Source organism: Paracraurococcus ruber (genome assembly GCF_004353985.1).
GTDB lineage: Bacteria > Pseudomonadota > Alphaproteobacteria > Acetobacterales > Acetobacteraceae > Paracraurococcus > Paracraurococcus ruber.
In genome coordinates this window covers 1-25,328 of record NZ_SMOA01000076.1, presented here as the reverse complement: position 1 = coordinate 25,328, position 25,328 = coordinate 1, and the positions used below count along the sequence as shown (strand labels likewise).

The following is a 25,328-nucleotide window of genomic DNA, read 5'->3' as shown; positions in this document are numbered from 1 at the left end:
CGCGACCCGGGCGGGTTCCGCCGCGGCGGCGGGCGGCGGCGGGGCGCGCTCCGCCACCAGCCGCGCCATGTTGCCGCTGAACTCGGCCAGCAGGGCGCGCGCCACATGCACGCCGCCGGCATTGGCGAAGGTCTCCAGCGGGCCGGTGACGGTGAAGCGGCCGGTCACGTCCAGCAGCGTCTCCGCCCCCTCCGCCCGCGCCTCGACCAGGCCGGAGGCGAGGGCGCGGGAGGCGCCGCGGCCATCGATCCCACGCCCCTCGATCGTGCAGCGATGCGCCGCATGGTCGTAGTCCAGCGCCGCCTCGCCCTTGAAGGTGGCGATGGTCGGGCCGAAGCGGACCTTGACGGTGCCGCGCCAGGTGCCGTCGCCCTGGTCCGGCGCCAGCTCGGCGCCCGGGATGCAGCCGGCCACGGCCTGCGGGTCGCTCAGCAGCGGCCAGACGGTCTCCAGCGGCGCCGCGATGCGGGCCTGTTCGGCAATCTCGGGCATCCATCCCCACGGGTGGTTCTCGTTGCCCCGCAGCCTGCGCAACAACACCGCCCGGCGCAAGGCGGGGCGCGGCCCTGCTGGGCAGGCCGATCGCGGCCTGCCAGGATTGCAGGCGGAACGAGAACACCCGGGAGGAGGACCAACCGCCATGCGGCCGACCCGCCGCGGCCTCGCGCCGCTTGCCGCCACGCTGCTGCCGCTGCCGGCCGCGGCGCAGGATGCCTGGCCGTCCCGGCCACTGCGCGCCATCGTCGCCTTCCCCGCCGGCAGCGGCACCGACACGCTGGCGCGCTTCTATGGCGAACGGCTGGGCCGGGTGCTGGGCCAGGCCGTGCTGGTGGAGAATATCGGCGGCGCCAACGGCGCCATCGCCGCGCGCGCCGCCGCCCGCGCCGCGCCGGACGGGCACACGCTGTTCTTCGGCACCGTCTCCACCCATGCCGCCAACCCGAACCTGATGCGCGACCCGGGCTACGACCCGGTGGAGGATTTCGCGCCGGTCTCGCTCATCTCCGTCAACGCGCTGGGGCTGCTGGTGCGGGCGGATTTCCCGGCGCGCGACCTGCGGGAATTCACCGCCCATGCCCTGGCGCGGCCGGGGCAGCTGAACCACGGCGTCGGCAATGCCGGCGGGATCGCCGGGGCGCATCTGCTGGCGGCCGCCACCGGCATCCGGGCGGAACAGGTGGCCTATCGCGGCACGCCGGCGGCGGTGGCGGACCTGCTGGGCGGGCGCATCCAGTACATGGTCGTGGATCTCGGCCCGGCGGTCGAGCATCTGCGCGCCGGCACGCTGCGGGTGCTGGCGGTGACCACGGCGCAGCGGATCGCGCTGCTGCCGGACGTGCCCACCATGCAGGAACAGGGGCTGGCCGGGTTCGACTTCGCGTCCTGGAATGCGGTGTGGATGCCCGCGCGCAGCCCGCAGGCGGCGGTGGCGCGGCTGAACTGGGAGATCGTGGCGATCGGCGGGACGGAGGAGGCGCGGCGCTTCATGGCGACCATGGGCGTCGCGTCCTCCACCAGCACGCCGGACTGGCTGGCGGCGCATGTGCGGCAGGACCTGGCGCGCTGGGCGCGCATCGCGGCGGACGCGGGGATGGCGAAAGAGTAGCGCCGGCGGCGCCGGGGCGCGGCGGCCCGGATGCGCGATGCCATCCCCGGGCGGCGGCATTGACACCCCCGTCCCGCCACGGCGCAGGATACGGGAAAGGGAAGGGAACACCGCCGATGCACCGCCACCACCGCGCGGCCCCGGCCGGCGCATGAGCAGCCTCGACCCGCTGTTCCGGCCGCGCAGCGTCGCGGTCATCGGCGCCTCCACCGATCCGGCGAAGATCGGCGGCAGGCCGGTCGCCTACCTGCTGCGCGCCGGCTATGCCGGCCGCATCCTGCCGGTGAACCCGAATGCGCCGGAGGTGCAGGGGCTGCCCGCCTTCGCCTCGCTCGACGCCGTGCCGGGGGAGGTGGACCTGGCCGTCGTCACCGTGCCGGCCGCCGCCGTGCCCGCGGCGATCGAGGCCTGCATCCGCAAGCGCGTCCGCGCCGTGGTGATGTTCAGCGCCGGCTATGCCGAGACGGGGGAGGCAGGCCGCGCCGCCCAGGCGGCGCTGGTGGCGCGCTGCCGGGAGGGCGGCATCCGGCTGCTGGGACCCAATGCGCTCGGCCTGATGAACCCCGGCGACGGGGTCTATGCGACCTTCAGCGCCTCGCTCCATGCCTCCTGGCCGAAGCCGGGCCGGGTGGCGATCGCGACGCAGAGCGGCGCGGTGGGCACCTGGTGCTTCACCCTGCTGGCCGACCGCGGCGCCGGCATCAGCCATCTGGTCACCACGGGGAACGAGGGCGACGTGGATGTCGCCGCCTGCATCGACTGGCTGGCGGACGACCCGGCGACGGGCGTCATCCTCACCTACCTCGAAGGTGCGCGGGACGGCGCGCGGCTGCTGGCGGCGCTGGAGAAATGCCGCGCCCGCGGCAAGCCGGTAGTGGCGATGAAGGTCGGCACCAGCGAGGTCGGCGCGGCGGCGACCGAAAGCCATACCGGCACGCTGGCGGGCGCCGATGCCGGCTATGCCGCCGCCTTCCAGGCTGCCGGCGCCTGGCGCGCCGGGTCGCTGGCCGAGGCGGCGGACATCGCCGCCGCCTGCACCGCCGGCCCGCTGCCGCGCGGGCGGTCCGTGGGGATCGTGACCATCTCGGGCGGCGCCGGCGCCTTCCTGGCCGATGCCGCGGCGGCGCAGGGCTTCGACGTGCCGGCCCTGCCGGAGGAGGCGCAGGCGGAACTGCGCGCGGTGATCTCCTTCGCCGGCACGCGCAACCCGGTGGACACCACCGCGCAGGTGGCGAACGAGAAGGACGCCTTCGGCCGCATGCTGGAGATCATGCTGCGGCACGGGCGCTTCGACATGCTGGTGGGGTTCCTGGCCTTCCTGGCGGAGAACCCGGCCCGGCTGGACCCCGCTTTGCCGGCGCTGAAGCGCGCCCGGCAGGCCTGGCCGCTTGTGCCCTTCCTGTTCGGGATGCGCGCACCGGTGGCGACGCGCGCCATGCTGCTGCAGATGGGCATCGCCGGCTTCGACGACCCGAACCAGGCGATGCAGGCGGCGACGGCGCTGGCCTGGCTGGGGGAGCAGCAGGACCGCCGCCTGCCCGGCCTGCCGTCGCCCGCGCCGCGCGCGCTTCCGGACGGCCCGCTGGACGAGGCCGCCTGCCGTGCCCTGCTGAGCGAGGCGGGTCTGCCCTTCGCGCCGTCCTACGTCGCGCACAGCGCGGAGGAGGCCTGCGACGCGGCGGCGGCACTGGGCTGGCCGGTGGTGCTGAAGGTCCTCTCGCCCAACCTCGCGCACAAGTCGGAGGCCGGTGGCGTGCGGCTGGACCTGTGCGACGCCGCGGGACTGCGCGCCGCCTGGGATTCGATGCTGGCGGAGGTGCGCGAGCGGGCGCCGCAGGCGCGCGTGAACGGCGCCCTCGTCTCCCCCATGCTGCGCGGCGGGGTGGAGGTGGTGCTGGGCATGACGCGCGACCCGGTCTTCGGGCCGCTGCTCATGTTCGGCCTGGGCGGCGTCTTCGTGGAGGTGCTGCGCGATGTCGGCTTCCGCCTGGCGCCGCTGACGCGGGATGCGGCGCTGGACCTCATCCGCTCGGTGAAGGGGTTCCCGCTGCTGGACGGGGCGCGCGGGCGGCCGAAGGTGGATCTCGGCGCCATCGCCGATGCGCTGGTCGCCCTGTCCCGCTTCGCCGAGGCGCATCCGGAGGCGGCGGGGGTGGAGGTGAACCCCTTCCTCGCCTTGCCGGAAGGCGGGTTCGGGCTGGACGCGGTGATCCTGCGCGCGACGGGGTGAGGGGCCGCGCCGGCTGGAGCGGTTTCCATTCGCCATGGCTCACGGCGACCGCTCCGGTCATTTGACTCCGCGAGCATCGTCACCCGCTCAGGTGAGTCCACCTGAGCGGGATCTGCCCTAACCCGGCGCGAGCTTCAGCGCCAGGATCCCGGCCAGCACCAGCGCGATGCCGAGCAGCCGCAACGGCGTGACCGCCTCCCCGAACAGCAGGGCGCCGGCCAGCACCGTCCCGGCGGCGCCGAGGCCGGTCCAGACCGCATAGGCGGTGCCCAGCGGCACCGCCTGCAGCGCCTTGCCCAGCAGCCAGGTGAAGCCGCCGAGCAGGGCGAGGGCGGCGAGGCTCCAGGGCAGGTTGCTCCAGCCCGCGGCGCGCTTCATGGCGATGGCCCAGGCCACGTCCAGCGCCCCGGCCAGCAGCAGGGCGCCCCAGGCGAGGCCCGGCGTCACGCCGGGCGCCAGCGCAGCAGATGCGCGTCGTGCCAGTCGAGGAAGGCGCGCAACCGGTCGGCATAGTCCGGCGCCACCGCGCCGCGCACCGAGGGCCGCGCCGTCAGGGCAAGCCGCCATGCCTGCAGCCGCTTCAGGCCGGCGAAGACGCCGGTGTCGGCGATCCCGTCGAAGACGTCGAAATAGCGGAAGACCGGGCCGAACACCGCATCCACCAGGGAGAAGCGCGGTCCGGCGAAGAAGGGGCCCCCGGGCGACGCGGATTCCAACGCCTCCTCCAGCCTCGCCGCCTTGGCGGCGACGGCCTGCCGCTTCTGCTCGAACACCGCCGGGTCCTGCGTCGTCTCCAGGCCCCAGATATCGCCCAGCATGACGCTGCCGAACTCCATCCAGGCGCGGTGGCGGGCGCGGTCCACTGGGTCCTCCGGATGCAGGCGGGGGCCGGGGACGGTGTCCTCGATGAACTCGCAGATCGCCGCGCTTTCGAACAGCACGGCCTCCGTCCCGTCGGCGCGCGGCACGCGCAGCAGCGGCACCTTGCCGAGGGGGGAGAGGGCGGTGAACCAGTCCGGCTTGGCATCCAGGCTGATGGTCACGCGCTCGAAGGACGCGCCCTTCTCGGCCAGGGCGATGGCGGCGCGCTGGACATAGGGGCAGAGGTGGTGGCTGACGAGGATCATGGCGGGGCTCCGGCATGGTGGATGCAACTGCATCCGGATGGCCGCATCCTATCCAGGCCCTGGCCGCCGGGTGATCATGATCCGTGATGACCGCCATTCCCCCTGATGCCGTGGTGGCTGCCTGGGTGCGGCTGGTCCGCGCCCGCCACCGGGTGCTGGGCGCGGTGGAGGCCGAGTTGAAGCGGGCCGGCTTCCCGCCGCTGGCCTGGTACGACGCCCTGCTGGAACTGCGCCGGGCGGGGGAGGCCGGCCTGCGGCCCTATCAGCTGGAAGGGGCGATGCTGCTGGCGCAGTACAACCTCTCCCGCCTGGTGGACCGGCTGGCGGCGGCCGGGCATGTCGTGCGGGCGCCGACCCCGGCGGATGGCCGCGGCCAGGTGCTGACGATCACGGAACGGGGGTGCGCCCTGCTGGCGGCGATGTGGCCGGCCTATGCCGCGGCCATCGGCCGGCATATGGGCGCGCATCTGACGGAGGCGGAGGCCGCGACCCTGGCCGCCCTGCTGGACCGGCTGCTGGCCCCGCCGGCGGAGCCGGGCTAAGGGGTGTTGCAAGGCAGGTCGCCCCCCGGGCGTTTCCTGCTTCCGGCGGCCTGCGGGATGCGATGGCAGAGCCGATTGACGACCCCGGGCGTTTCCGCCCCGCGGCGGCCTACGGGATGCGCCGGCAGGGCAGATCCACGCCCGCGGGCGTTTCCGCCCTGCGGCGATCTGCTCTAGCCTCCGGCAAACATCAGGGGGAATCCGCAATGTCCTCGCTCAGAAGCTTCGACGGCCCGCGCATCAAGGCCCGGTACGAGCCGGGCCAGCCCTACGAGACCATCCGGCTGGACCGGATGACGCCGGTGATCGGCGCCGAGATTTCCGGCGTCGACCTGGCCGCGCCGACCAACCGGCAGATGGACGAGATCCACCGGGCGCTGGCCGAGCACCTGGTGATCTTCTTCCGCGACCAGCGCATGACGCAGGACCAGCACCTGGAATTCGGCCGCCGCTTCGGGGAGCTGCACCTGCACCCGGCCGCGCCGCACGAGCCGGGCCATCCCGAGCTGATGGTCATCAAGGCGGACGAGAATTCGAAGCGTGCGAACGGGGAGGGGTGGCACTCCGACGTCTCCTGCGACGAGGAACCGCCGATGGGCAGCATCCTCTACATCAAGGAATGCCCGCCGGCGGGTGGCGACACGCTGTTCGCCAGCATGTACGCGGCCCATGACGCGCTGTCGGACCGGATGAAGGCCTATCTGGACGGTCTGGTCGCCGAGCATAGCGGCGAGCATGTCTATCGCGGCATGTATGCGAACGAGGGCGTGGGGGACAAGCCACGCTACCCGCGTGCCGAGCACCCGGTGCTGCGCACCCATCCCGTCACCGGGCGACGCGCGCTGTATGTGAACCGCGGCTTCACCACGCGCATCCTCGGCATCCCGCGGGACGAGAGCGACGCGATCCTTGGCTACCTGTACGAGCACATGGAAAACCCGCTGTTCCAGTGCCGCTTCCGCTGGCAGCCGAACAGCGTGGCCTTCTGGGACAACCGCTGCGCCCAGCACCGCGCCATGTGGGACTACTGGCCGCACCGGCGCTACGGCAACCGCGTGACGGTGAAGGGCGAGCGGCCGGTCTGATGCTGCAGGAGCGCAAGGTGCTGCTGGTCGTCTCCGGCAGCATCGCCGCCTACAAGGCGCTGGACCTGGTGCGCCTGCTGCGCAGGGCGGGCGCGACGGTGACGGCCATCCTGACCGCCGGCGGCGCGCGCTTCGTGACGAAGGAAGCGCTGGCGGGCATCACCGGCCAGCGCGTGCATGACGACCTCTGGGCGGCGGAGGCGGAGATCGGCCATATCCGCCTGGCGCGCTGGCCGGACCTGGTGGTGGTGGCGCCGGCCTCGGCCGACATGCTGGCCCGCATGGCGCAGGGGCGTGCGGATGATCTGGCGGCGACGGTGCTGCTGGCGACGCGCGCGCCGGTGCTGGTCGCGCCGGCGATGAACCCGGCGATGTGGGAGCATCCGGCGACGCATGCCAACCTGGCGCTGCTGCAGGCGCGCGGCGTGCGGGTGGTGGGACCGGGCACGGGCGCGATGGCTGAGCCGGAGAGCGGGCCGGGCCGCCTCTCGGAGCCGCCGGAGATCCTGGTGGCCATCGAGGCAATCCTTGCGCCCGGTACGCGCCCGCTGGCCGGCAGGCACGCCCTGGTGACCTCCGGCCCGACGCATGAGCCGATCGATCCGGTGCGCTACATCGCCAACCGCAGCAGCGGCAAGCAGGGCCATGCCATCGCCGCGGCGCTGGCGGCGCTGGGGGCGCGCGTCACGCTGGTCAGCGGCCCGGTGACGGTGCCGGACCCGCCGGGCGTCATGGTGGTGCGGGTGGAATCGGCGCGGGAAATGCTTGCGGCCTGCGAGGCGGCGCTGCCCGCCGACATCGCCGTGATGGCGGCGGCGGTGGCGGATTGGCGCGTGGCACGGGAGGCGACGCAGAAGCTGAAGAAGGAACCCGGGGCGGGCGCCCCGACGCTGGAGATGGCGCTGAACCCCGACATCCTGGCGACGCTCTCCCGCCACGCGCAGCGCCCCGGCCTGGTGGTGGGCTTCGCGGCGGAGACGGAGAAGGTCGTGCAGCACGCGACGGAAAAACGGCTTCGCAAGGGCTGCGACTGGATCGTGGCGAACGACGTCTCCGGCGGCGTGATGGGCGGCGAGCGCAACACCGTGCACCTGGTGACGGCGGAGGGCGTGGAGGACTGGCCGGAATTGCCGAAGGCGGAGGTGGCCGAGCGCCTGTCGCGGCGCATCGCGGAGCACGCCGGCTGACGCGGCGCATTGGGGAGGGCTCTGCCCTCCCCAAACCCCACCCGCCAAGGGCCGAAGGGCCCTTGGAACCCTCGGGTTTAACGACGGGAGGGAGACCCCCGCTGGGGGTCTCCCTCCCGTCGTTGACTCAGGCCGGTCCAGGGGTCGCCTGACCCCTGGTGGGGTGGGTGCGGGAGGGGCAAAGCCCCTCCCGTAGCGCGCGCCTCACGGCCACGCGAAGGGCGACGGGAAGGGCCGCCCGAAGGGCCGCCCGGCCTTCACCGTCTGCATCGGCTTCAGCCATTGCGTGCCCTGTCGGCGGTTGTTGCGCGTGTCCAGGAACTCCACCGGCTCCCGCACCAGCTCGAGGATGGAGACATCCCCCGGCGCGCCCACCTGCAGGGTGCCGAGCTTCTCCACCCGGTCGATGAACCTCGCCGGCGCCACCGTCGCCATCGCCACCACCTGGTCCAGGCTGTAGCCGTTGTTGAGGAACTTGCTCATCACCCAGGGCAGGAAGGGCAGGCCCGGGGTGTTGCCGGACACTGCATGCAGGTCGCTGCTGATCACGTCCGGGCCGAAGCCCTGGTCGCGCGCCGGCTCGAACACCGTGTAGTCGAAGCTGCCGCCGCCATGGCCGACATCGATCACCACGCCGCGCTGCTTCGCCCGCAGCGCCGCCGGTACCACGCGGCCATTCTGCACCGTGTTGTTGCCGGCGCCGCTGAAGGCATGCGTCAGGATGTCGCCGGGGCGCAGCAGGTCCAGCACCGCTTCGATATCGCCCGGCGCATTGCCGATATGGCACATCACCCGCGCCCATGGCCCGGCCAGGGCGGCGGCCTGGATGGCGCGGCGCAGCGGTTCCAGCCCGTTGGTCCCCACCACCTCCTGCGTCATGCGCACCTTCACGCCCAGGCAGACATCGCGGTTCTCGGCGACCGTCTTCGCCGCCAGCTCCACCATGGCGTGGTCGATGTTCAGCATCTCCCCCACGGGGAAGCCGGCCAGGCCGAAATTGGCGATGTGGCAGAAGCCCAGCAGCCTTGTGCGGCTGCGCGCCATCACGGCGTGCCGGAACAGGGAAAAGGTGCTGCTGCCGGCATCGCCGGCGCTGACATAGGTGGTGGTCGCGGTGAAGGGCACCAGCTCATCCGCCGGCAGGCCGATGGCCGAGACCTCCGGATAGACATGCGCGTGCAGGTCCACCAGGCCGGGGCAGACCAGCTTGCCCGATGCGTCGATCACCTGGGTGGCGCTAGCGGCGGGCATGTCGGCCTCCACCGCCGTGACCAGGCCGTTGCGGATCGCCACGTCGCGCCGGCCGCGCAGGGTCTGGGAGGGGTCCACAACCTCCCCGCCCTTGATCAGCAGGTCGTGGCGCGGGGCCTGGCCGAAGGCGGCGCCGGGCGCGAGCAGGGCCGCCCCGCCCAGCAGGGCGCGGCGCGACAGGTCGTTCATGGGGTTCCCTCCCGTAGTCTCGTTGCAGGGCCCCGGCCCGGCGGATTATGGCATGGAAGCATGACCGGTGATCGGGGTGGGCCATGGCATACGACGTGATCGTGGTGGGCATCGGCGGCATGGGCAGCGCCACGGCCTGGCAGTTGGCGCGCCGCGGCCAGCGTGTGCTGGGGCTGGAACGCTTCGACATCCCGCATGCGATGGGCTCCTCGCACGGCGTCACCCGCATCATCCGCCTGCCCTATTACGAGGACCCGGCCTATGTGCCGCTGCTGCACCGCGCCTATGCGCTGTGGCGGGAGCTGGAGGCGGCGACCGGCGAGCGGGTGCTGCACACCCATGGCTCGCTCGACGGGGGGCTGGAGGACGGGGTGGTGTTCAACGGCGCCATCGAATCCGCCCGGCTGCACGACCTGACGCATGAGGTGCTGACGGGCGAGCAGGTGAATGCCCGCTTCCCCGGCTATGCCATGCCCGCCGGCATGCGCTTCGTCCTGCAGCCGCAGGGCGGCTATGTGATGAGCGAGCGGGCCATCGTCGCGCATGTGCGCGCCGCCCAGGCGGCGGGCGCCGAGATTCATGCGCGGGAGCGGGTGCTGGGCTGGGAAGCCCGCGCGGGCGGCGAGGGCGTGGTCGTCACCACCGATCGCGGCCGCTATGAGGCGGCGCGGCTGGTGCTGACCGCCGGCGCCTGGATGGCCGACCTGGCGCCGCTGCTGCAGGGCCTGGCGGTGCCGGAACGCCAGGTGCTGGCCTGGCTGCAGCCGCAGAAGCCCGAGCTTTTCACCCCGGAACGCTTCCCGGTCTTCAACCTGGAGGCCGCGGAGGGCCGCTACTACGGCTTCCCCGTGGTGGAGGTGCCCGGGTTCAAATTCGGCCGCTACAACCACCGCCAGGAACGCATGCCGGCCGAGGCGATGAACCGCGAGGTGGAGGCGGAGGACGAGGCGATCCTCCGCGCCTTCGCCAACCGCTACTTTCCCCACGGCACCGGCCCGACCATGGCGCTGCGCGCCTGCCTCTTCACCAACACCCCGGACGAGCATTTCGTGCTGGATCACCATCCCGCGCACAGGCAGGTGGTCGTCGCCTCGCCCTGCTCCGGCCACGGCTACAAATTCTGCTCGGTGATCGGGGAGATCCTGGCCGACCTCGCCACCCGGGACGGGACGACGCCGCACGACATCGGGTTCCTGCGGCTGGGGCGGTGGTAAAGGTCGGGGAGGAAAAAGCATTTCCTCCCCGAGCCCCACCTTTGCTTTCTGTGGGTTGGCTCTCCCGTGCTCGCAGCCCAGGCTGCCAGACATAGAGGCGGGGTTGGACGCCACAGGCGTCCAACGGGCGGATACCTCCTCGCCGATCGTCCCTATCGTGCCAGGTGCCGGCCGAAGAACTGCGCGATCTCCGCGAATGCCTCGCGGCTCTCGGGCGCGGTGTCGTCGCGGTTGTAGTGCGCGTGCGACTGGCCCTCGAAGACCTGCAGCGACGCCTCCACCCCCGCCTGGCGCAGCTTGCGGTGCATCCGCACCGTGTTGCTCAGCAGCAGGTCGCGCGTGCCGGTGGTGAGGATGGTGGGCGGGAAGCCCGCCACGTCGCCGTAGACAGGCGACAGCAGCGGATCCCGCAAATCATGGCCATTGGCGTAGAACAGCGTCGCCGCATGGCAGAAGCCGTCCACCGCCACCAGAACATTGTCCACCAGCGCATTGGTCTGGAAGCTGTCGCCCGCGCCGGTGACGTCGGACATCGGCGTGCCTGGCGCGATGGCGGCCGGCATCGGCAGCCCCTCCGCCTTGAGGCGCAGCATCATCTCCAGCGTCAGCGCGCCGCCGGCGGAACTGCCGAAGACCGCCATGCGCTTCGGGTCGGTATCGCGGATCGCCGCCTTCCACACCGAAACGACGTCGTCCAGCGCGGCGGGGAAATAGGCCTCCGGCGGCATGCGGTAATCCACCGAGATGACGCGCACGCCGCCGAAGCCGGCCATGAAGATCGCCTCGGTCAGCCCGGCCTCGCCCGGGTTCAGCACGTAGCAGCCGCCATGGATGTGGATCAGCAGGCGGTTCGCGTTCTCCGGGCGGATGTCCTTCGGCGTGACCTTGAAGACCTTCACGCCGCCCATCTCGCCGGCCTCGACATCCACCTTCAGCCGTTCCTTGAAGCCGGGCAGCAGGCGGCGGGTGGCGGCGGCGCCGGCCTCGGCCAGTTGCCGCCAGCCTTCCGGCGTGGTGGGCGGGGTGTTCCAGCCGGTGCGCAGCGGCTGGCCGATCAGCGCCTGCAGCTGCGGGCTGACGGTGCCGGGCACCGGCAGGCTGCGGGCCGGGACGTCGCGCGGCGGCAACCCCTGGGCGAGGGCGGCGGGCGAGAGGCCCAGCAGGGCGGCGGCCAGCAGCAGGCCCGACATGGGGATTGAGGTGTTCATGGGCGTCTCCTCCTCCGGTGCCGCCACTCCACGCCTGCCCGGCCGCCGGGGCAAGCCACCGGGGCTTGACCACGCCGCTTGCCGGCCCGAAGCGGGACCGGACGGGCGGAGGATGGGCCATGGCGGGACCGGGGATCGAGCTGAAGGTGCTGGATGCGCGGCTGCGCGACTGGGGCCTGCCGCGCTACCAGACCGCGATGGCGGCGGCGGTGGACCTGCATGCCTGCCTCGATGCGCCGATCGAGATCGCGCCGGGCGCGCCGCCCGCCCTCATCTCCTCCGGCATCGCCATCCATATCGGCGATCCCGGCTATGCCGCGCTGGTGCTGCCGCGCTCCGGCATGGGGCACAAGCAGGGGCTGGTGCTGGGCAACTTGGTCGGGCTGATCGATGCGGACTACACCGGCCCGGTCATGGTCAGCGCCTGGAACCGCAACGGCCCGGGCACGCCGCCCATCCGTCTCTCGCCCGGGGATCGCTTCGCGCAGATGGTCTTCGTGCCCATCCTGCGGCCGGAATTCTCGGTGGTGGAGGAATTCACCGCGCCGTCGGACCGCGGGGCGGGCGGCTTCGGCTCCACCGGGTCGCGGTAGCTCCCCCGCCCTGGCCCCGCGCGCCGCGCCGCCCCATATCGCCGCCATGGACCTCGACTTCACCGATGCCGAGCTGCATCGCTATTCCCGCCACATCCTGCTGCAGGATGTCGGCGCGGTGGGCCAGGCGAGGCTGCGCGCCGCCCGGGTGCTGGTGGTGGGCGCCGGCGGGCTGGGCGCGCCGCTCGCGCTCTACCTGGCGGCGGCCGGCGTGGGCACCATCGGCCTCGTGGACCATGACGCGCTGGAATTGTCGAACCTGCAGCGGCAGGTGATCCACGCGACCAGCCGCATCGGCCGCAACAAGGCGGACAGCGCGGCGGAGACGCTGGCGGCGCTGAACCCCGAGATCCGCGTCGAGGTCCATGCCACCCGCCTGGATGCGGCGACGGCGCAGGACCTGATCCCGCGCTACGACATCGTCTGCGACGGCACCGACAATTTCGCCACGCGCTTCCTGCTCGGCGATGCCTGCCACCTGCTGGGGCGCACGCTGGTCTCGGCGGCGGTGCTACGCTTCGAAGGCCAGTTGTCCACCTTCAAGTCGCATGCCGGCCCGCCGCATCCCTGCCACCGCTGCCTGCACCCCGAGATCCCGCCGGACGGCCTGGTGCCGAGCTGCTCGGAAGCCGGCGTGCTGGGCGCCGTGACGGGCGTGATGGGCACGCTGCAGGCGACGGAGGTGCTGAAGGAAATCCTCGGGATCGGGGAGGGGATGTCGGGGCGGCTGCTGCTCTGGGACGCGCTCGACACCCGCTTCCGCACGGTGAAGCTGCGGCGCGACCCCGGCTGCGCCCTGTGCGGCGAAGGCGCCACCATCCGCGACCTGTCGGCGCATCGCCCGGCCGTCCTGGCCTGCACCGCGTGACCGCGCGGCTGGGCGTGCTGCTGCTCTCGGGCGACCATGACCGGGCGCATTACGCCCTGGTGCTGGCGACCGGCGCTGCGGCGCTGGGGCGGGAGGTGACGCTGTTCGCCACCAATGCCGGCTGCCGGCTCTTCCTCGCCGCCGCGCCGCTGGCGGCGGCGGCGCGGGAGGCGGCGCTGGAAGCGCGCGGCGTGGCCGGCATCGCCACGCTCATGGCGGCGGCGGCGGATCTCGGCATCCGCCGCATCGTCTGCGAGGCCGGGTTGCGGGCGGAGGACATCGCGCCCGGCGACCTGGCGCCGGGGGTGGAGGTCGCCGGGGTGGCGACCTTCCTCGCCGCGGTGGGCGAAGGGCAGATCGCCACGCTGTAGCCGCGGGCCGGGGCGCGGGCCCCGCCACCCGGCAACCGCCGGGACGTCGCAGCCTGCCGCGATGCGGCTAATCCCGGTCCGGCCGGCCGGCGCATGGGTGCCGGCGCGGCGCCGCATTGCTGCCAGGGCGGCAATCGAGGCACTCCGGGGGTTTACTTCTGGTTAAGTCAGCTAGCGAACGGTTCGGCCATGCCGCCGGGCCGGGCCCAGCACCTCATGCGCGCAATCGGGGCGGTGGCAAAAACTGTGGGTTGATACATCAACTCGAAATACCGTATGCCATATACAACGTGACGCGCCGGCACGGGCAGGTGCGCACGGTGGCCTGACCCTGGAGCGCTACATGTCGATTTCTGCAGACTGGTACATCTTCACCATCGCCAAGGGCTCGTCGCAGATGACGGTCGGCGACTCCCTGCCGAATGTGACGGTCACCACGGACCTGACGGGCGCCGGGCCCAGCCTGGAAATCGGCGAGAAATTCAACGTCGGGACCACGACCTTCGTCTATGACGGCATCGCCACGGCGACCGATGCGGCCACCGGCGACATCATCACCGGCTTCCGCGCCCACAGCATCAAGAATGCCGACGGCACGGGGAAGCAGGCCAAGGTCTTCTTCAGCCAGACCGATTTCGACCAGGACCGGCACATCGACTACGTCATGACCAACGACCCCGAGACCGACAAGCCGGTCTTCGTCGATGGCACGGTGATCTGCTTCTACCCCGGCACGCGCATCCGCACCCCGGATGGCGAGGCGGCGGTGGAGACCCTGGCGATCGGCGACCTCGTCCTCACCGCCGATGGCCAGGCCCGCCCGGTCCGCTGGGTCGGCCGCCAGACGGTCGCCACCCTCTTCGCCGATCCGCTGCGCGTCCTGCCCATCCGCATCCAGGCCGGCGCCCTGGCCGAGGGCCTGCCCGCCCGCGACCTGCTCGTCTCCCCCGACCATGCCCTGCTGCTGGACGGCGTGCTCGTCCAGGCCGGCGCCCTGGTCAATGGCAGCACCATCCGGCGCGAGGCCGCCGTCCCGGCCATCTTCACCTACCACCATGTCGAACTGGCCAGCCATGAGCTGATCCTGGCCGAGGGCGTGCCGGCCGAGACCTTCGTCGACAATGCCGGCCGCCGCGCCTTCGACAACTGGGCCGAGCATCTCGCCCTCTACGGCGAGGATGCCGCGATCGCCGAGCTCGACCTGCCCCGCGCCAAGGCGCAGCGCCAGGTCCCGCAGGCCACCCGCGCCCATCTGGCCGGCCGCGCCGCCCTGCTCTCGGGCCTCACACGGGCCGCCTGAGCCAGGGCCGCCTGAGCCAGGGCCCCTGAGCGTGGGCCCCTGAGCCTGGGCAAAGGAATGCCCGACGGCGGGCCATGCGGCTGCCAGAGCCGCCCGGTTCCCGAAGGGCATTCCTTCGCCGCCTCGACCCCGGCATGCCTGCGGCGATCCGGTGCCGGCATGCCGGCCCGTCCCCGCACCCGCCCGCCGGGCCGGGTGACGGCGGTGGGCTTCCTCCTCCGCGGACATGCTGGTCCGCACGGGGGCCTGCACGGCCCTGCCGCATGGCGCGCCGCCGGGTCTCCTCCCCGTCGGCAACGCGCAGCCGTTGGCCACCTCCGGGTCGCGGCCCGCCACCGGCCGGCGCGGGCCGGGGCGGATCGCGGAGCGGCCTGAGGCCGCCCTGCCCGCGACGACCTGGAGCGGCTCGCGGGTTCCGATGAACCGGCATGTCGCGCGAAGGATCGATCGCCTGACGCCGATGCTGCGCCGCCTTCCCGCCGCACCGCGCGGTCCCCCGGCGGGCGGCGGCAGGGTCCCGCGCGGTCGCGCATCCTGGCGGGCAGTGCCGCAGGATCTGCCGGGCGGGCGCAGGTCCGCCCGCGGTGCCGCCGGCCGGCGGGACTCGTCGCGCCGCCCGATGGTGCGGCCCGGCTGGCCATCCCGGGTCGAGGTCCGGCGGGCGAAGGCCGTCCCCAGGCCTGGGCAGGGCAGGCCGCAACCATTCCCCGACGGATCGCGGCCATTCCGGACCGCCCTCGGTCGCCGATTGCGTCGCGGGGCCGCGCCGCGCCACCCTTCGCCCCTTCGCCCCTTCGCCCCTTCGCCCCTTCGCCCCTTCGCCCCTTCGCCCCTTCGCCCCTTCGCCCCTTCGCCCCTTCGCCCCTTCGTCCCTTCGCCCCTTCGCCCCTTCGCCCCTTCGCCCCTTCGCCCCTTCGCCGAGGCCCGGAGTGACCGCGATGACCGATCCCGACTGGCGGGCCAGCAACCTCGCCTTGTGGGAGGAGCGGACCGCCATCCACCTTGCCCCCGGCGGCTACGACCTCTCCGCCCTGCGGGCCGGCACCGGGCGGCTGGACGCGATCGTCGAGGCGGAGCTTGGCCCGGTCGCCGGCCTGCGGGTGCTGCACCTGCAATGCCACCTGGGGGAGGATACGCTGACCCTCGCCCAGCGCGGGGCCACGGTCGTGGGGCTCGATTTCTCCCCCTCGGCCATCGCGGCGGCGCGCGGCCTTGCCGCCGAACTCGGCCTCGCCGGCCGCGCCCGCTTCGTCGAGGCGGATCTCCACGCCGCGCCGCAGGCCATCCCGGAGCCGGGCGGCTTCGACCTGGTCTTCGTCACCTGGGGGGCGCTGGGCTGGCTGCCGGACATCGCCGGCTGGGCCCGCATCGTCGCCGGCTTCCTCAGGCCCGGCGGGCGGCTCTACCTGGCGGAGGGTCATCCCGTCGCCATGGTCTTCGATCAGGACGGAGAGGGTGCGACGGCGCAGCGCCCCGGCTGGCTGGTGCCGTATTTCCAGGACGGGCCCGTGGTCCTGGAGGCGACCGAGGACTACGCCAACCCCGAAGCCACGCTGCGCCAGACGCGCGAGACGACCTGGATGCACCCGGTCGGGTCGGTCATCGGCGCGCTCCGCGAGGCCGGGCTGGCGCTGGACTGGCTGCATGAGCACCCGCGCGTCACCTGGCGGATGTTCCGCGGCCTGGTCCGGGATGCCGACGGGCTCTGGGCCTGGCCGGACCGGCCCTGGCTGCCCTTGGCCTATTCGCTGTCGGCCAGCCGGGCCTGATCCTCGGCGGCGAGCGGGTGATGCGCCTCGACCAGGGCGCGCAGCCGCTCCTCCATCACCTTGGTGTAGATCTGGGTGGTGGCGATGTCGGCATGGCCGAGCAGCAATTGCAGGCTGCGCAGGTCGGCGCCGCGCGCCAGCAGGTGGCTGGCGAAGGAATGCCGCAGCACATGCGGGCTCACCCGCTCGGGATCCAGCCCTGCCGCCACGGCGGCGTCCTTCAGCAGCAGGCCCAGGGCCTGCCGCGTCATGTGGCCGGACGCGGCGCGGGAGGGGAACAGCCAGCGCTGCGCCCGCGGCCCGGTGGCGCTCGGCCGCCCCGTCTCCGCCAGCGCCTTCCGCGCGGCCGTCGCGGCCCCGCGCGCCCGGGTCGAGATGGGCACCAGCCTTTCCCGCCCGCCCTTGCCGCGCACCGCCACCATGGGCGCGTCCGGCCGCAGCGCCGCGGCCGGCAGCGTGACCAATTCGCTGGCCCGCAGGCCGGAGCAGTAGAGCAGCTCCACCGCCGCGGTCGCCAGCCGGCCGCGATACCCGTCGAGCCGCGCCGCGCCGGCCAGCAGCGCCTCCACCTCCGCCTCGGTCACCGCCTTGGGCAAGGCGGGGGTGGGGCGGGGGCCGTCCAGCAGCTCCGTCGGATCGTCCGGCCGCACCCCCTCGCGCGCCAGGAAGCGGAAGAACTGCCGCAGCGCGGAGAGCCGGCGCGCCGCGGTGCGGGGCCGGAGGCCGAGGTCGCTCAGCCGCCGGAGATAGGCGCGCAGCAGCTCCGTCCCCGCCTCGGTCGGGGCGGCCCCGGCGGCCATGGCGAAGGCGAAGAAGTCCTGCAGGTCGGCCGCATAGGCCGACAGGGTGTTGCGGGCGGCGCCGCGCTCGGCCGCCAGCATCTCCAGGAAGGCTTCAAGGTGCCGCGCCGCCACGCGCCCGCCTGACCCGCTAGGACCCGGCCCTGGGGGGCCGCGGCCGTCCAGGGCGGGGGAGGCGGCACGGCTCGCCGGGCGATGCCGAGGGCGCGCCGCCCTGCGCCGCCATCGGCAACCGGGTGCGGCTGCCCGGCACTATGGCGGAGCGCGTTCGGACGCCATCATCCGGACGCGCGACGATGGTCGAGTGACGATGGCCGGAGCCTGCCGCGGGCGTGGATATGGCACGCCCTAGCGCGTCTGGAAGCGGTCATTGGGCACCACCCGCTCCACCGGCTTCGGCGTGACCGCGGGGGGGAAGGCGCCGATGGCCAGCAGCCCCGCCGCCACCAGGGCCACAAGGATCGCGGCGAGCAGCAGAAGGGGCCGTCGGAACATTGCGGGCGGGGTCCTCGCGGAAAGGCGGCGGTGTGCTAGCCTCCGGCACCGTGTCACGCAACATCGCCGCCGCCACCGCATCGTCCGCCAGCGACCCCGACGCCCCGGCCCCGCCGGAGCGCGAGGGCTGGTCCGCGCCGGTGACGGGCCTGGCCGTCCGCCCCTGGCTGCAGGGGCGGAGCGTGGTGCTGGTCGGCATGCCGGGGTCCGGCAAGTCCTCGATCGGCCGGCGGCTCTCCGTCCGCTTCGGCCTGCCCTTCCTGGATGCGGATACCGAGATCGAGGCGGCCGCCGGCCTGCCGATCACCGAGATCTTCTCCCGCTACGGGGAGCCGCATTTCCGCGACGGCGAGCGCCGCGTCATCAGCCGGCTGCTGGCCGGCCCGCCGGTGGTGCTGGCGACCGGCGGCGGCGCCTTCGCCGATGCCCGCACCCGCGCCGCCATCCAGGCTTCCGGCGCCGTCTCGGTCTGGCTGCGCTGCCGGCTGCCGACGCTGCTGAAGCGCGTGGCGGGCCGCGACCACCGGCCGATGTTCCTCAACGCCGACCCTGCCGAGGTGCTGCAGCGCCTGATGACGGCGCGCCACCCGCTCTATGCCGAGGCCGACCTCGTGATCCAGTGCACCGACGAAAGCCCCGAGACCACCACGCGCCGGGTGCAGGACGCGCTGGAGGCCTACCGGCCGCCGGCCCGCCTGCCCGTCGCCCTGGGGGACCGCAGCTACGACATCGTGGTCGGCGAAGGCCTGCTGGAGCGCGCCGGCGCGCTGCTCGCTCCCGTGCTGCCGGCCCGCCGGGTGGTGGTGGTGACGGACGAGACGGTCGGCCCGCTGCATGGCCCGGCGCTGCGGGCGGGGCTGGAGGAGGCAGGGTTCCAGATCCTGGCCGAGCTCGCCGTGCCGGCCGGCGAGGCCAGCAAGGATTTTTCCAAATTGCAGTCCGTGCTGGAGCGGATGCTGGCGGCGGGCGCCGACCGCCGCACCGGCGTCGTCGCGCTGGGCGGCGGCGTGGTCGGCGACCTGGCGGGTTTCGCCGCGGCGGTGGCGATGCGCGGCATGCCCTTCGTGCAGGTGCCGACCACGCTGCTGGCGCAGGTCGATTCCAGCGTCGGCGGCAAGACCGGCGTCAACCTGGCGCTCGGCAAGAACCTGGTCGGCGCCTTCCACCAGCCGCGCATCGTGCTGGCGGACATGGCGACGCTCCGCACCCTGCCGCCGCGCGAGCTCCGCGCCGGCTATGCCGAGGTGGCGAAGCACGGCCTGCTGTCGGGCGAGACGCTGTGGCGCTGGTGCGAGGCGCATGGCGCGGCGCTGGTCGCCGGCGACGTGGCGGCGCAGGCGCATGCGGTGCTGGAAAGCTGCCGGCTGAAGGCGGCGGTGGTCGCGGGCGATGAGCGGGAGGAGAGCGCCGAGGGCGGCCGCGCGCTGCTCAACCTCGGCCACACCTTCGGCCATGCGCTGGAGGCCGAGAGCGGCTATGGCGGCGACCTGCTGCATGGGGAGGCCGTGGGCATCGGGCTCGGCCTCGCCGCCGCGCTGTCGGCGCGGCTGGGGCAGTGCAGCCAGGAATTGCCGGGGCGGGTGATCTCCCACCTCGAGGCCTGCGGCCTGCCGGCGCGCATCCGCGACCTGCCGCGGCGCCATTCGGCCTCGGCGCTGCTGGGGCGGATGCGCAAGGACAAGAAGGCGCGGGACGGCGCGCTGCGCTTCGTGCTGCTGCACGGGCCGGGGGAGGCGGTGACCACCGGCGAGGTGTCGCCGGCGATGGTCGAGAGCCTGCTGCGCGACGAGGGCTGCGAGGCCTGACAGGCCCGGACAGGCACCCGGGCTGATCGCCCGCGCGCCCGCCGCGGCCGCGGCGCGCAGGGGACGATGATCACGCCGGTCGGCGGCCTTCCCGGGTGACGGCCCGGCGCCTCCGCGCCCGGCAGCGTGGCGCCGGAGCGAGGCCCTTCCAGGCCGTGGCGCCCTGTCCCTGCCGGGCCGGCCCCGACCTCCGGCGCGGTGGCCATCGCCTCTGGTCGCGTACTGACCAGCGCCGTGTCGCGTCGGCGGACAGGCCTGCCGCGGCAGAGAGTCAGGCAGTCTTCGGCGACCATGCCGCCGCATCGCGCGCGGTAGGCAACCGGTCGCCCGACTTTCCGCCGACGCAACCCGTCCCGGCCCGCGCGGCACGCTCCGCCGGTCGTGTCGCGCCGGAAATCGTACCGTTCACGGTGCCGTTGATGGACAGCGCCACGACGGACCGGTTTCTGGTCGCGCATGTCCGAACCACCGTTCGGCGCCGCCCTGGCGGGCGACGCCGGCCTGCCCGCGACGCGCGCCTTCCTCGCCGGCGGCGGCATGTTGGGGGGGATGATCCGGGCGCATCGCTGGGAGGACACGCCGCTCGGCCCGCCCGCCGGCTGGCCGGCCGCGCTGAAGACGCTGGTCGCCGTCATGCTTGGCGCCCGCCAGCCGATGTTCGTCGCCTGGGGGCCGGAGCGGACGATGCTCTACAACGACGCCTATGCCCCGCTCTGCGGCGCGCGGCATCCGGCGGCGCTCGGCGCGCCCTTCCGCTGCGTCTGGTTCGACATCCTCGACGAGGTCGGCCCGATCCTCGAACGCGCCTTCGCCGGCGAGCCGACGCAGATGGACGACATCGCCTTCACCATGCATCGCAACGGCTATCCGGAGGAGGCGCATTTCAGCTTCTCCTACACGCCGGTGCGGGACCCGGCGGGGCGGGTGGAAGGCATGTTCTGCGCCTGCGACGAGATCACCGGCCGCGTGCAGTCCAGCCGCCGGCAGGCCTTCCGCCTGGCGCTGGAGGCGCGGCTGCGCGACCTGGACGACCCGCGCGCCGTCATGGCCGCGGCGGCGGAGGCGGTGGGCCGGCATCTCGGCTGCGACCGCGCCGGCTATGCCGAGGTGGAGGCGGATGGCGCGCATTACCGCATCGAGGGCGAGTGGTGCGCGCCGGGCATGCCGGGCCTCGGCGGCCGGCGTGCGCTGCGCGACCATGCCGGCAGCGTCATCGCCGATTTCTGCGCCGGCCGCACCGTGGCGGTGGAGGATGCCGGCGTCCTGCCCGCCGAGCGGGCGGCGGCCGCGGCGGTGTACCGCGCGATCGGCGCCCGCGCCCTGCTGACCGTGCCGCTGGTGAAGGAGGGCCGGCTGGCTGCCGCGCTGTTCGCGCATGCCCGCGCGCCGCGCCGCTGGACGCCGGAGGAGCAACGCCTGGTGCAGGAGGTGGCGGAGCGGACCTCGAGCGCCGTCGGCCGCGCCCGGGCCGAGGCGGCGCTGCGGGCGAGCGAGGCGCGCTGGCGCGGCCTGTTCCGCAACATGCATGAGGGCGTGGCGCTCTGCGAGATCCTCCGCGACGGCGCGGGCCGGCCGGCGGATCTGCGCTTCCTCGAGGTCAATGCGGCCTGGGCGGGGCTGACCGGCATCCCGGCGGCGCGGGTGCTCGGCCGGCGGCTGACCGATGCGATTCCCGGCATCGAGCCCTTCTGGGCCGAGACCTTCGGCCGGGCGGTGGACAGCGGCATGCCGGTGCATGCCGAATACCGCGCGGCGCCGCTCGGCCGCTGGTTCGAGGTGATCGCCTACCGCACCGAGCCGGAGCGCTTCGCCGTCCTCTTCCTCGACGTCACGGAGCGCAAGCTGGCCGAGGAGCGGCAGGCGCTGCTGGCGCGGGAGGTGGACCACCGCGCGAAGAACGCGCTGACCGTGGTGCAGTCGGTGCTGCGGCTGACGCGGGCGCCCGACCTGCCATCCTATGTCCGCGCCGTGGAAGGCCGCGTCGCGGCGCTGGCCCGCGCGCAGAGCCTGCTGGCGGCCGATCGCTGGCAGGGCGCCGACCTGCGGACGCTGCTGCTGGCGGAGCTCGGGCCTTTCCTGGGCGGCCAGCGCCTGGTGCTGGACGGCCCGCTGGTGCCGCTGCCGCCGCTGGCGGCGCAGCCGCTGGCCATGGCGGTGCATGAGCTGGCGACCAATGCGGTGAAGCACGGCGCGCTGTCGGCCGCGGCCGGGCGGCTCGCGGTGCGCTGGTCGCTGCGGCCGGGCACCCCGCCCGAGCTGGCGCTGCGCTGGGAGGAGCGGGGCGGCCCGCCGGTGCCGGGGCCGCCGGCGCGGCCCGGCTTCGGCAGCCGGGTGCTGGAGGGGACGGTGCGCAGCCAGCTCGGCGGCCGGGTGGCGCTGGCCTGGGAGACGGCGGGGCTGGCATGCGACCTAGTGCTGCCCCTGCCGGGCGTGGCGGCCTGACGCGGCGGGGGCCCCGAGGGACCGGGGGCACCGCGCACTATGGCGATGGCATCCTGGCCGCGTCCGGGTCCGGCTGCGTCAGCTCGCCTCCAGCCCCAGCCGCAGCACCGCCTGCATCCCGCCATCCGGCGCCGGCCCGCGCTCCAGCTCGGCGCCGATCTGCCGGACCAGGGCGCGCACCACCGTCGCGCCCAGCAGCCCTGCCGGGCTCGCCGCCGAGACGCCCACCGCGCCATCGGCGACCGAGACGGTCAGCCGCCCATCCTCCACCCGGGCGTCCAGCCGCACCACCGGGCCGGGGCCGTCGCCCGGTTCCTGCCGCAGCGCCTCGGCCACCAGCTCCGACAGGATCAGCGCCAGCGGGATCGCCCGCTCGGCATCGAGCGTCAGCCCGTCCGGCGCCGTGGTCCGCAGGTCGGCGCCCGGATGCTGCACCGTCGCGCCCGCCGCCAGCTCCCGCAGCATGTCCGAGAGGCGGACGCTGCGCAGGTCCGGGCTGCGCTGCAGCGCCCGGTGCGCCTCCGCCACCGCCTGCACGCGCAAGGTCGCCGCCTCCAGCGCCGCCCGCGTGGTGGAATCCCCGGCGCGGCCGGATTGCAGCCGCAGCAGGGCGGCCACCAGCTGCAGGCTGTTCTTGATGCGGTGGTCGGCTTCCCGCACCAGCCGTTCCTGCGCCGCCAGCGCTTCCTCGAGCCGCGCCTGGGCCTGGTGCCGCTCCTCCGTGTCGGTGCAGGTGCCGACCCAGTGGCGGATGCGGCCGCGGGCGTCGCGCACCGGCGCCGCCCGCACCCGGTGCCAGCGCGTGCCGCCGGTGGCGGTGCGGATGCGCGCATCCACGTCGTATTCGGCGCCGGCCGCCAGCGCCCGCTGCCAGCCCGGGCGCAGCGCCGCCCGGTCCTCCGCGTGCAGCGCGGCCTTCCAGCCCTCCAGGGCGATGTCGCCCGCGTCCAGCCCGGTCAGGTCGCGGAAGCGGCGGTTGACGTATTCCACATGCCCGTCGGCATCGGTCTGCCAGACCAGGTGCGGCATCGCCTCGGCCAGGGTGCGGAAGCGCGCCTCGCTGGCCCGCAGCCCGTGCTCGGCCTGTCGCCGCGCCTCGATATCGGTGTTGGTGCCGACCCATTCGAGGATGAGGCCGCGGGCATCCCGCCGCGGCACGGCGCGCGCCGCGGTCCAGCGCCAGCCCTCCGGCGTGCGGATGCGGTACTCCACCTCGTAGGGCCGGCCGCCGAGGATGGCATCGCGCCAGGCGGCCCGGGCGCGCTCCCGGTCCTCGGGGTGGATCGCCTTCAGCCAGCCCATGCCGCCGGCCTCCGCCGGGGCCTGGCCGGTCAGCGCCGTCCAGCTCGCGCTGTCCTGCAGCGCGCCCGCCGGCGTGGCGATCCAGACCGCCAGCGCCCCGGCCTCCACCAGGGCGCGGTAGCGGGATTCCTGCAGCGCCAGCGCGTCCTCGGCGGCGCGCAGCGCGGTGACGTCGCGGAAGGCCAGGATGCCGCCCTGCACCGCCCCGGCCTCGTCGCGGATCGGGCCGGCGCTGCAGAGGATGGGCACCAGCCCGCCATCGCGCCGGCGCAGCACCCAGGTTTCCTGCTGCACCGTCTCGCCCTGCCGCACCGCGCGGGTCAGCGGCAGGTCCTCGGCCCGGGCCGGGGTGGTGCCGTCCGCCTGCAGCACCTGCCAGGTGGCGGGGTGCAGCGCCGCCTCCTGGTCCAGCACCTCCGCCGCCGCGCGGCCGACCAGGCCCAGCGCATGGTCGCTGACGCGGGTCAGCCGCACATCGGGCGCCGAGGCAAGGATCAGCCCTTCGGGGATGTGGCGGAACAGCGCGTCCAGCGTGGCCCGCGCCGCCTCCGCCGCGCGCAGCGCCGCGCGCGCCGCCGTCACCTCGTGCAGCAGCAGCAGCACGCCGGCCGGCCGGCCATCGGCGCCGCGCATGGCCGACATCTCGGCATCCCACAGCCGCGGCGGGTCGCCGCCCGGCGGCAGCGCCACCGCTTCGGCCCGCGCCGTCCCGCCGCGGCGGACCCGTTCCAGGATGGCGCGGTGGCGGCGCGGGAGGTCGGGGAAGACCTCGGCCAGCGACCGGCCTAGCAGCGCCGCCTCCGTCAGTCCGGCGGCGGCGAGGAAGGTGGGATTGGCATAGCCGATCCGCTGCGACGGCCCGTGCAGCACGGCCACAGCCATGGGCGAGACGGCGGCGAAGTGCCGGATGCAATCAAGGTCCGGCAGGGCGGGCCGGCCATCATCGGGCATGGTCCGATCCCCCGTCGGCGAGCGTGCGGCCCTGGCGGTCGGCATTGCAATCCACGCACTGCGCCGCCCTGGCCTGCCGTTCTCGGGGCGGATCGACGCTGCGGGCCCTTCATGCCGCGCCGCGATCCGCTCCTCGGGAACCATTAGCGGAGCGCAGCGCTTCGGGCGACCGCCGGCGCCGCAACGATCCATCACAGGCGGGGGAAAGGCCGCGCCGCGCAGGGCTGATCCACGGCGGGTGGTGGTTCAACCGGGCGCGGATCTCCATTAGGTGCTTGGACGAACGACCGTCCGGAGCCCTGCCGCATGCCGCTGTCCGACCCCGCCCCGCGCGAGATGCTGCATCGCCGCGCCATCGACATCCGCGGCTGGAAGCGCGCCGACGGGCTCTACGACATCGAGGCGCATCTGGAGGATACCAAGGCCTATCCCTTCGAGAACGAGGACCGCGGCACCATCGCGCCGGGGGAGCCGCTGCACGGCCTGTTCCTGCGCCTGACCGTGAGCGAGGAGATGGAGATCGTCGCCGCCGAGGCGGCGTCCGACCACACGCCCTATGGCATCTGCCCCGGCGCAGCGCCGAATTTCGCCCGCCTCGCCGGACTGCGCATCGGCCCCGGCTTCAACCGCGCGGTGGCCGAGCGGGTGGGCGGGACGCTGGGCTGCACGCATCTGCGGGAATTGCTGGGGCAGATGGCGACGGTCGCCTTCCAGACCCTGTACCCCGTCCGCGCGGCGCGGGAGCAGGCGGAGACCGACCGGGCGCTGGCCACCGGCCATGTGCCGAAGCGCAAGCCGGCCATGCTGGGCACCTGCATCGCCTATGCGCCGGACAGCCCGGTGACGCTGGCGCGCTGGCCCTGGCTGCGGGAACGGGCGGCGGAGTAGCGCACGGGCCGGTCCGCCCCGCGGCGCGGCCTTCCCGGCGGCGATCCGCCCTGCGCCGGCCGCGACGGACGCCGGCGCCGCCGGGCGGCCCGGACCCGCCTGGCG

General features: G+C 74.2%; 22 protein-coding genes. 14 read left to right on the top strand and 8 right to left on the bottom strand.

Annotated elements, in window-relative coordinates; translation table 11 throughout:
- Nucleotides 1-492, bottom strand: a 492-nt coding sequence (locus tag E2C05_RS15405) for an SRPBCC family protein (protein WP_158292146.1), incomplete at its 3' end; no start/stop codon positions are given.
- A 148-nt stretch (nt 493-640) separates the two neighbouring features.
- Here E2C05_RS15405 and E2C05_RS15400 point away from each other — a divergent pair.
- A complete protein-coding gene (locus E2C05_RS15400; protein WP_158292145.1) occupies nt 641-1,606 on the top strand; it encodes a Bug family tripartite tricarboxylate transporter substrate binding protein in 966 nt (321 codons plus the stop codon).
- Between the two features lie 151 nt (nt 1,607-1,757).
- Nucleotides 1,758-3,836 (top strand): acetate--CoA ligase family protein, encoded by a 2,079-nt coding sequence (locus E2C05_RS15395; protein ID WP_158292144.1) that lies wholly within the window; start codon nt 1,758-1,760, stop codon nt 3,834-3,836.
- A gap of 117 nt (nt 3,837-3,953) precedes the next feature.
- On the opposite strand, the gene E2C05_RS15390 is transcribed toward E2C05_RS15395, so the two are convergent.
- Together E2C05_RS15390 and E2C05_RS15385 are read right to left on the bottom strand one after the other, a co-directional pair.
- Nucleotides 3,954-4,283: a DMT family transporter gene (locus E2C05_RS15390; RefSeq protein WP_133220532.1), complete on the bottom strand. Its 330-nt coding sequence runs from the start codon at nt 4,281-4,283 to the stop codon at nt 3,954-3,956.
- Nucleotides 4,280-4,963 carry a glutathione S-transferase family protein gene (locus E2C05_RS15385; protein WP_200306201.1) on the bottom strand — a complete coding sequence of 228 codons (684 nt, stop codon included), beginning with the start codon at nt 4,961-4,963 and terminating at the stop codon, nt 4,280-4,282. Before E2C05_RS15385 ends, E2C05_RS15390 begins: the two co-directional genes overlap by 4 nt.
- Before the next feature lie 86 nt (nt 4,964-5,049).
- On the opposite strand from E2C05_RS15385, the gene E2C05_RS15380 reads away from it, so the two are divergent.
- From E2C05_RS15380 to coaBC, 3 genes are all read left to right on the top strand, one after another.
- Complete coding sequence (locus E2C05_RS15380; RefSeq protein ID WP_133220530.1) at nt 5,050-5,505, top strand: MarR family winged helix-turn-helix transcriptional regulator; 456 nt, start codon at nt 5,050-5,052, stop codon at nt 5,503-5,505.
- Between the two features lie 206 nt (nt 5,506-5,711).
- Complete coding sequence (locus E2C05_RS15375; RefSeq protein WP_133220529.1) at nt 5,712-6,590, top strand: TauD/TfdA dioxygenase family protein; 879 nt, start codon at nt 5,712-5,714, stop codon at nt 6,588-6,590.
- Nucleotides 6,590-7,777, top strand: coding sequence for a bifunctional phosphopantothenoylcysteine decarboxylase/phosphopantothenate--cysteine ligase CoaBC (gene coaBC, locus E2C05_RS15370; protein ID WP_133220528.1), 1,188 nt, complete (start codon nt 6,590-6,592; stop codon nt 7,775-7,777). Before E2C05_RS15375 ends, coaBC begins: the two co-directional genes overlap by 1 nt.
- A 204-nt stretch (nt 7,778-7,981) precedes the next feature.
- On the opposite strand, the gene E2C05_RS15365 is transcribed toward coaBC, so the two are convergent.
- Nucleotides 7,982-9,217 carry an amidohydrolase/deacetylase family metallohydrolase gene (locus E2C05_RS15365; protein ID WP_133220527.1) on the bottom strand — a complete coding sequence of 412 codons (1,236 nt, stop codon included), beginning with the start codon at nt 9,215-9,217 and terminating at the stop codon, nt 7,982-7,984.
- 83 nt (nt 9,218-9,300) lie between these two features.
- On the opposite strand from E2C05_RS15365, the gene solA reads away from it, so the two are divergent.
- Nucleotides 9,301-10,431 carry an N-methyl-L-tryptophan oxidase gene (gene solA / locus E2C05_RS15360; protein ID WP_133220526.1) on the top strand — a complete coding sequence of 377 codons (1,131 nt, stop codon included), beginning with the start codon at nt 9,301-9,303 and terminating at the stop codon, nt 10,429-10,431.
- A 152-nt stretch (nt 10,432-10,583) separates the two neighbouring features.
- Here solA and E2C05_RS15355 read toward each other — a convergent pair whose 3' ends face one another.
- Nucleotides 10,584-11,639: an alpha/beta hydrolase gene (locus E2C05_RS15355; RefSeq protein ID WP_133220525.1), complete on the bottom strand. Its 1,056-nt coding sequence runs from the start codon at nt 11,637-11,639 to the stop codon at nt 10,584-10,586.
- Nucleotides 11,640-11,758: 119 nt separating this feature from the next.
- Between E2C05_RS15355 and dut the strand changes: the two genes are divergently transcribed.
- The 5 genes from dut (at nt 11,759) to E2C05_RS15330 (ending at nt 16,540) form a co-directional block, all read left to right on the top strand.
- Nucleotides 11,759-12,232 (top strand): dUTP diphosphatase, encoded by a 474-nt coding sequence (gene dut, locus E2C05_RS15350; RefSeq protein WP_133220524.1) that lies wholly within the window; start codon nt 11,759-11,761, stop codon nt 12,230-12,232.
- A gap of 46 nt (nt 12,233-12,278) precedes the next feature.
- Entirely contained in the window at nt 12,279-13,100 is an 822-nt protein-coding gene (locus E2C05_RS15345) for a HesA/MoeB/ThiF family protein (RefSeq protein WP_133220523.1), read from the top strand.
- Nucleotides 13,097-13,471 (top strand): DsrE/DsrF/DrsH-like family protein, encoded by a 375-nt coding sequence (locus E2C05_RS15340; protein ID WP_133220522.1) that lies wholly within the window; start codon nt 13,097-13,099, stop codon nt 13,469-13,471. Before E2C05_RS15345 ends, E2C05_RS15340 begins: the two co-directional genes overlap by 4 nt.
- Before the next feature lie 343 nt (nt 13,472-13,814).
- A complete protein-coding gene (locus tag E2C05_RS15335) occupies nt 13,815-14,771 on the top strand; it encodes a Hint domain-containing protein (RefSeq protein ID WP_133220521.1) in 957 nt (318 codons plus the stop codon).
- A 938-nt stretch (nt 14,772-15,709) separates the two neighbouring features.
- Nucleotides 15,710-16,540, top strand: coding sequence for a class I SAM-dependent methyltransferase (locus E2C05_RS15330; protein WP_133220520.1), 831 nt, complete (start codon nt 15,710-15,712; stop codon nt 16,538-16,540).
- Here E2C05_RS15330 and E2C05_RS15325 read toward each other — a convergent pair.
- A complete protein-coding gene (locus E2C05_RS15325) occupies nt 16,513-17,454 on the bottom strand; it encodes a tyrosine recombinase (protein WP_133220519.1) in 942 nt (313 codons plus the stop codon). The two genes, E2C05_RS15330 and E2C05_RS15325, sit on opposite strands and share 28 nt — an antisense overlap.
- 234 nt (nt 17,455-17,688) lie before the next feature.
- Nucleotides 17,689-17,835, bottom strand: coding sequence for a hypothetical protein (locus E2C05_RS34015; RefSeq protein ID WP_192912471.1), 147 nt, complete (start codon nt 17,833-17,835; stop codon nt 17,689-17,691).
- Nucleotides 17,836-17,885: 50 nt separating this feature from the next.
- Between E2C05_RS34015 and aroB the strand changes: the two genes are divergently transcribed.
- Both aroB and E2C05_RS15315 read left to right on the top strand, forming a co-directional pair.
- The gene (gene aroB, locus E2C05_RS15320; protein WP_240046751.1) at nt 17,886-19,640 is read left to right on the top strand and encodes a 3-dehydroquinate synthase; all 1,755 of its coding nucleotides are present in this window, start codon (nt 17,886-17,888) and stop codon (nt 19,638-19,640) included.
- 456 nt (nt 19,641-20,096) lie between these two features.
- Nucleotides 20,097-22,082: an HWE histidine kinase domain-containing protein gene (locus E2C05_RS15315; RefSeq protein WP_133220518.1), complete on the top strand. Its 1,986-nt coding sequence runs from the start codon at nt 20,097-20,099 to the stop codon at nt 22,080-22,082.
- A gap of 78 nt (nt 22,083-22,160) precedes the next feature.
- Here the strand turns inward: E2C05_RS15315 and E2C05_RS15310 are convergent, their stop codons facing one another.
- On the bottom strand, nt 22,161-24,335 hold the full coding sequence (locus E2C05_RS15310; protein ID WP_158292143.1) for a PAS domain-containing sensor histidine kinase: 2,175 nt from the start codon (nt 24,333-24,335) through the stop codon (nt 22,161-22,163).
- A gap of 306 nt (nt 24,336-24,641) precedes the next feature.
- Between E2C05_RS15310 and E2C05_RS15305 the strand changes: the two genes are divergently transcribed.
- Entirely contained in the window at nt 24,642-25,223 is a 582-nt protein-coding gene (locus tag E2C05_RS15305) for a DUF2889 domain-containing protein (RefSeq protein WP_133220516.1), read from the top strand.
- Nucleotides 25,224-25,328: the final 105 nt, after the last annotated feature.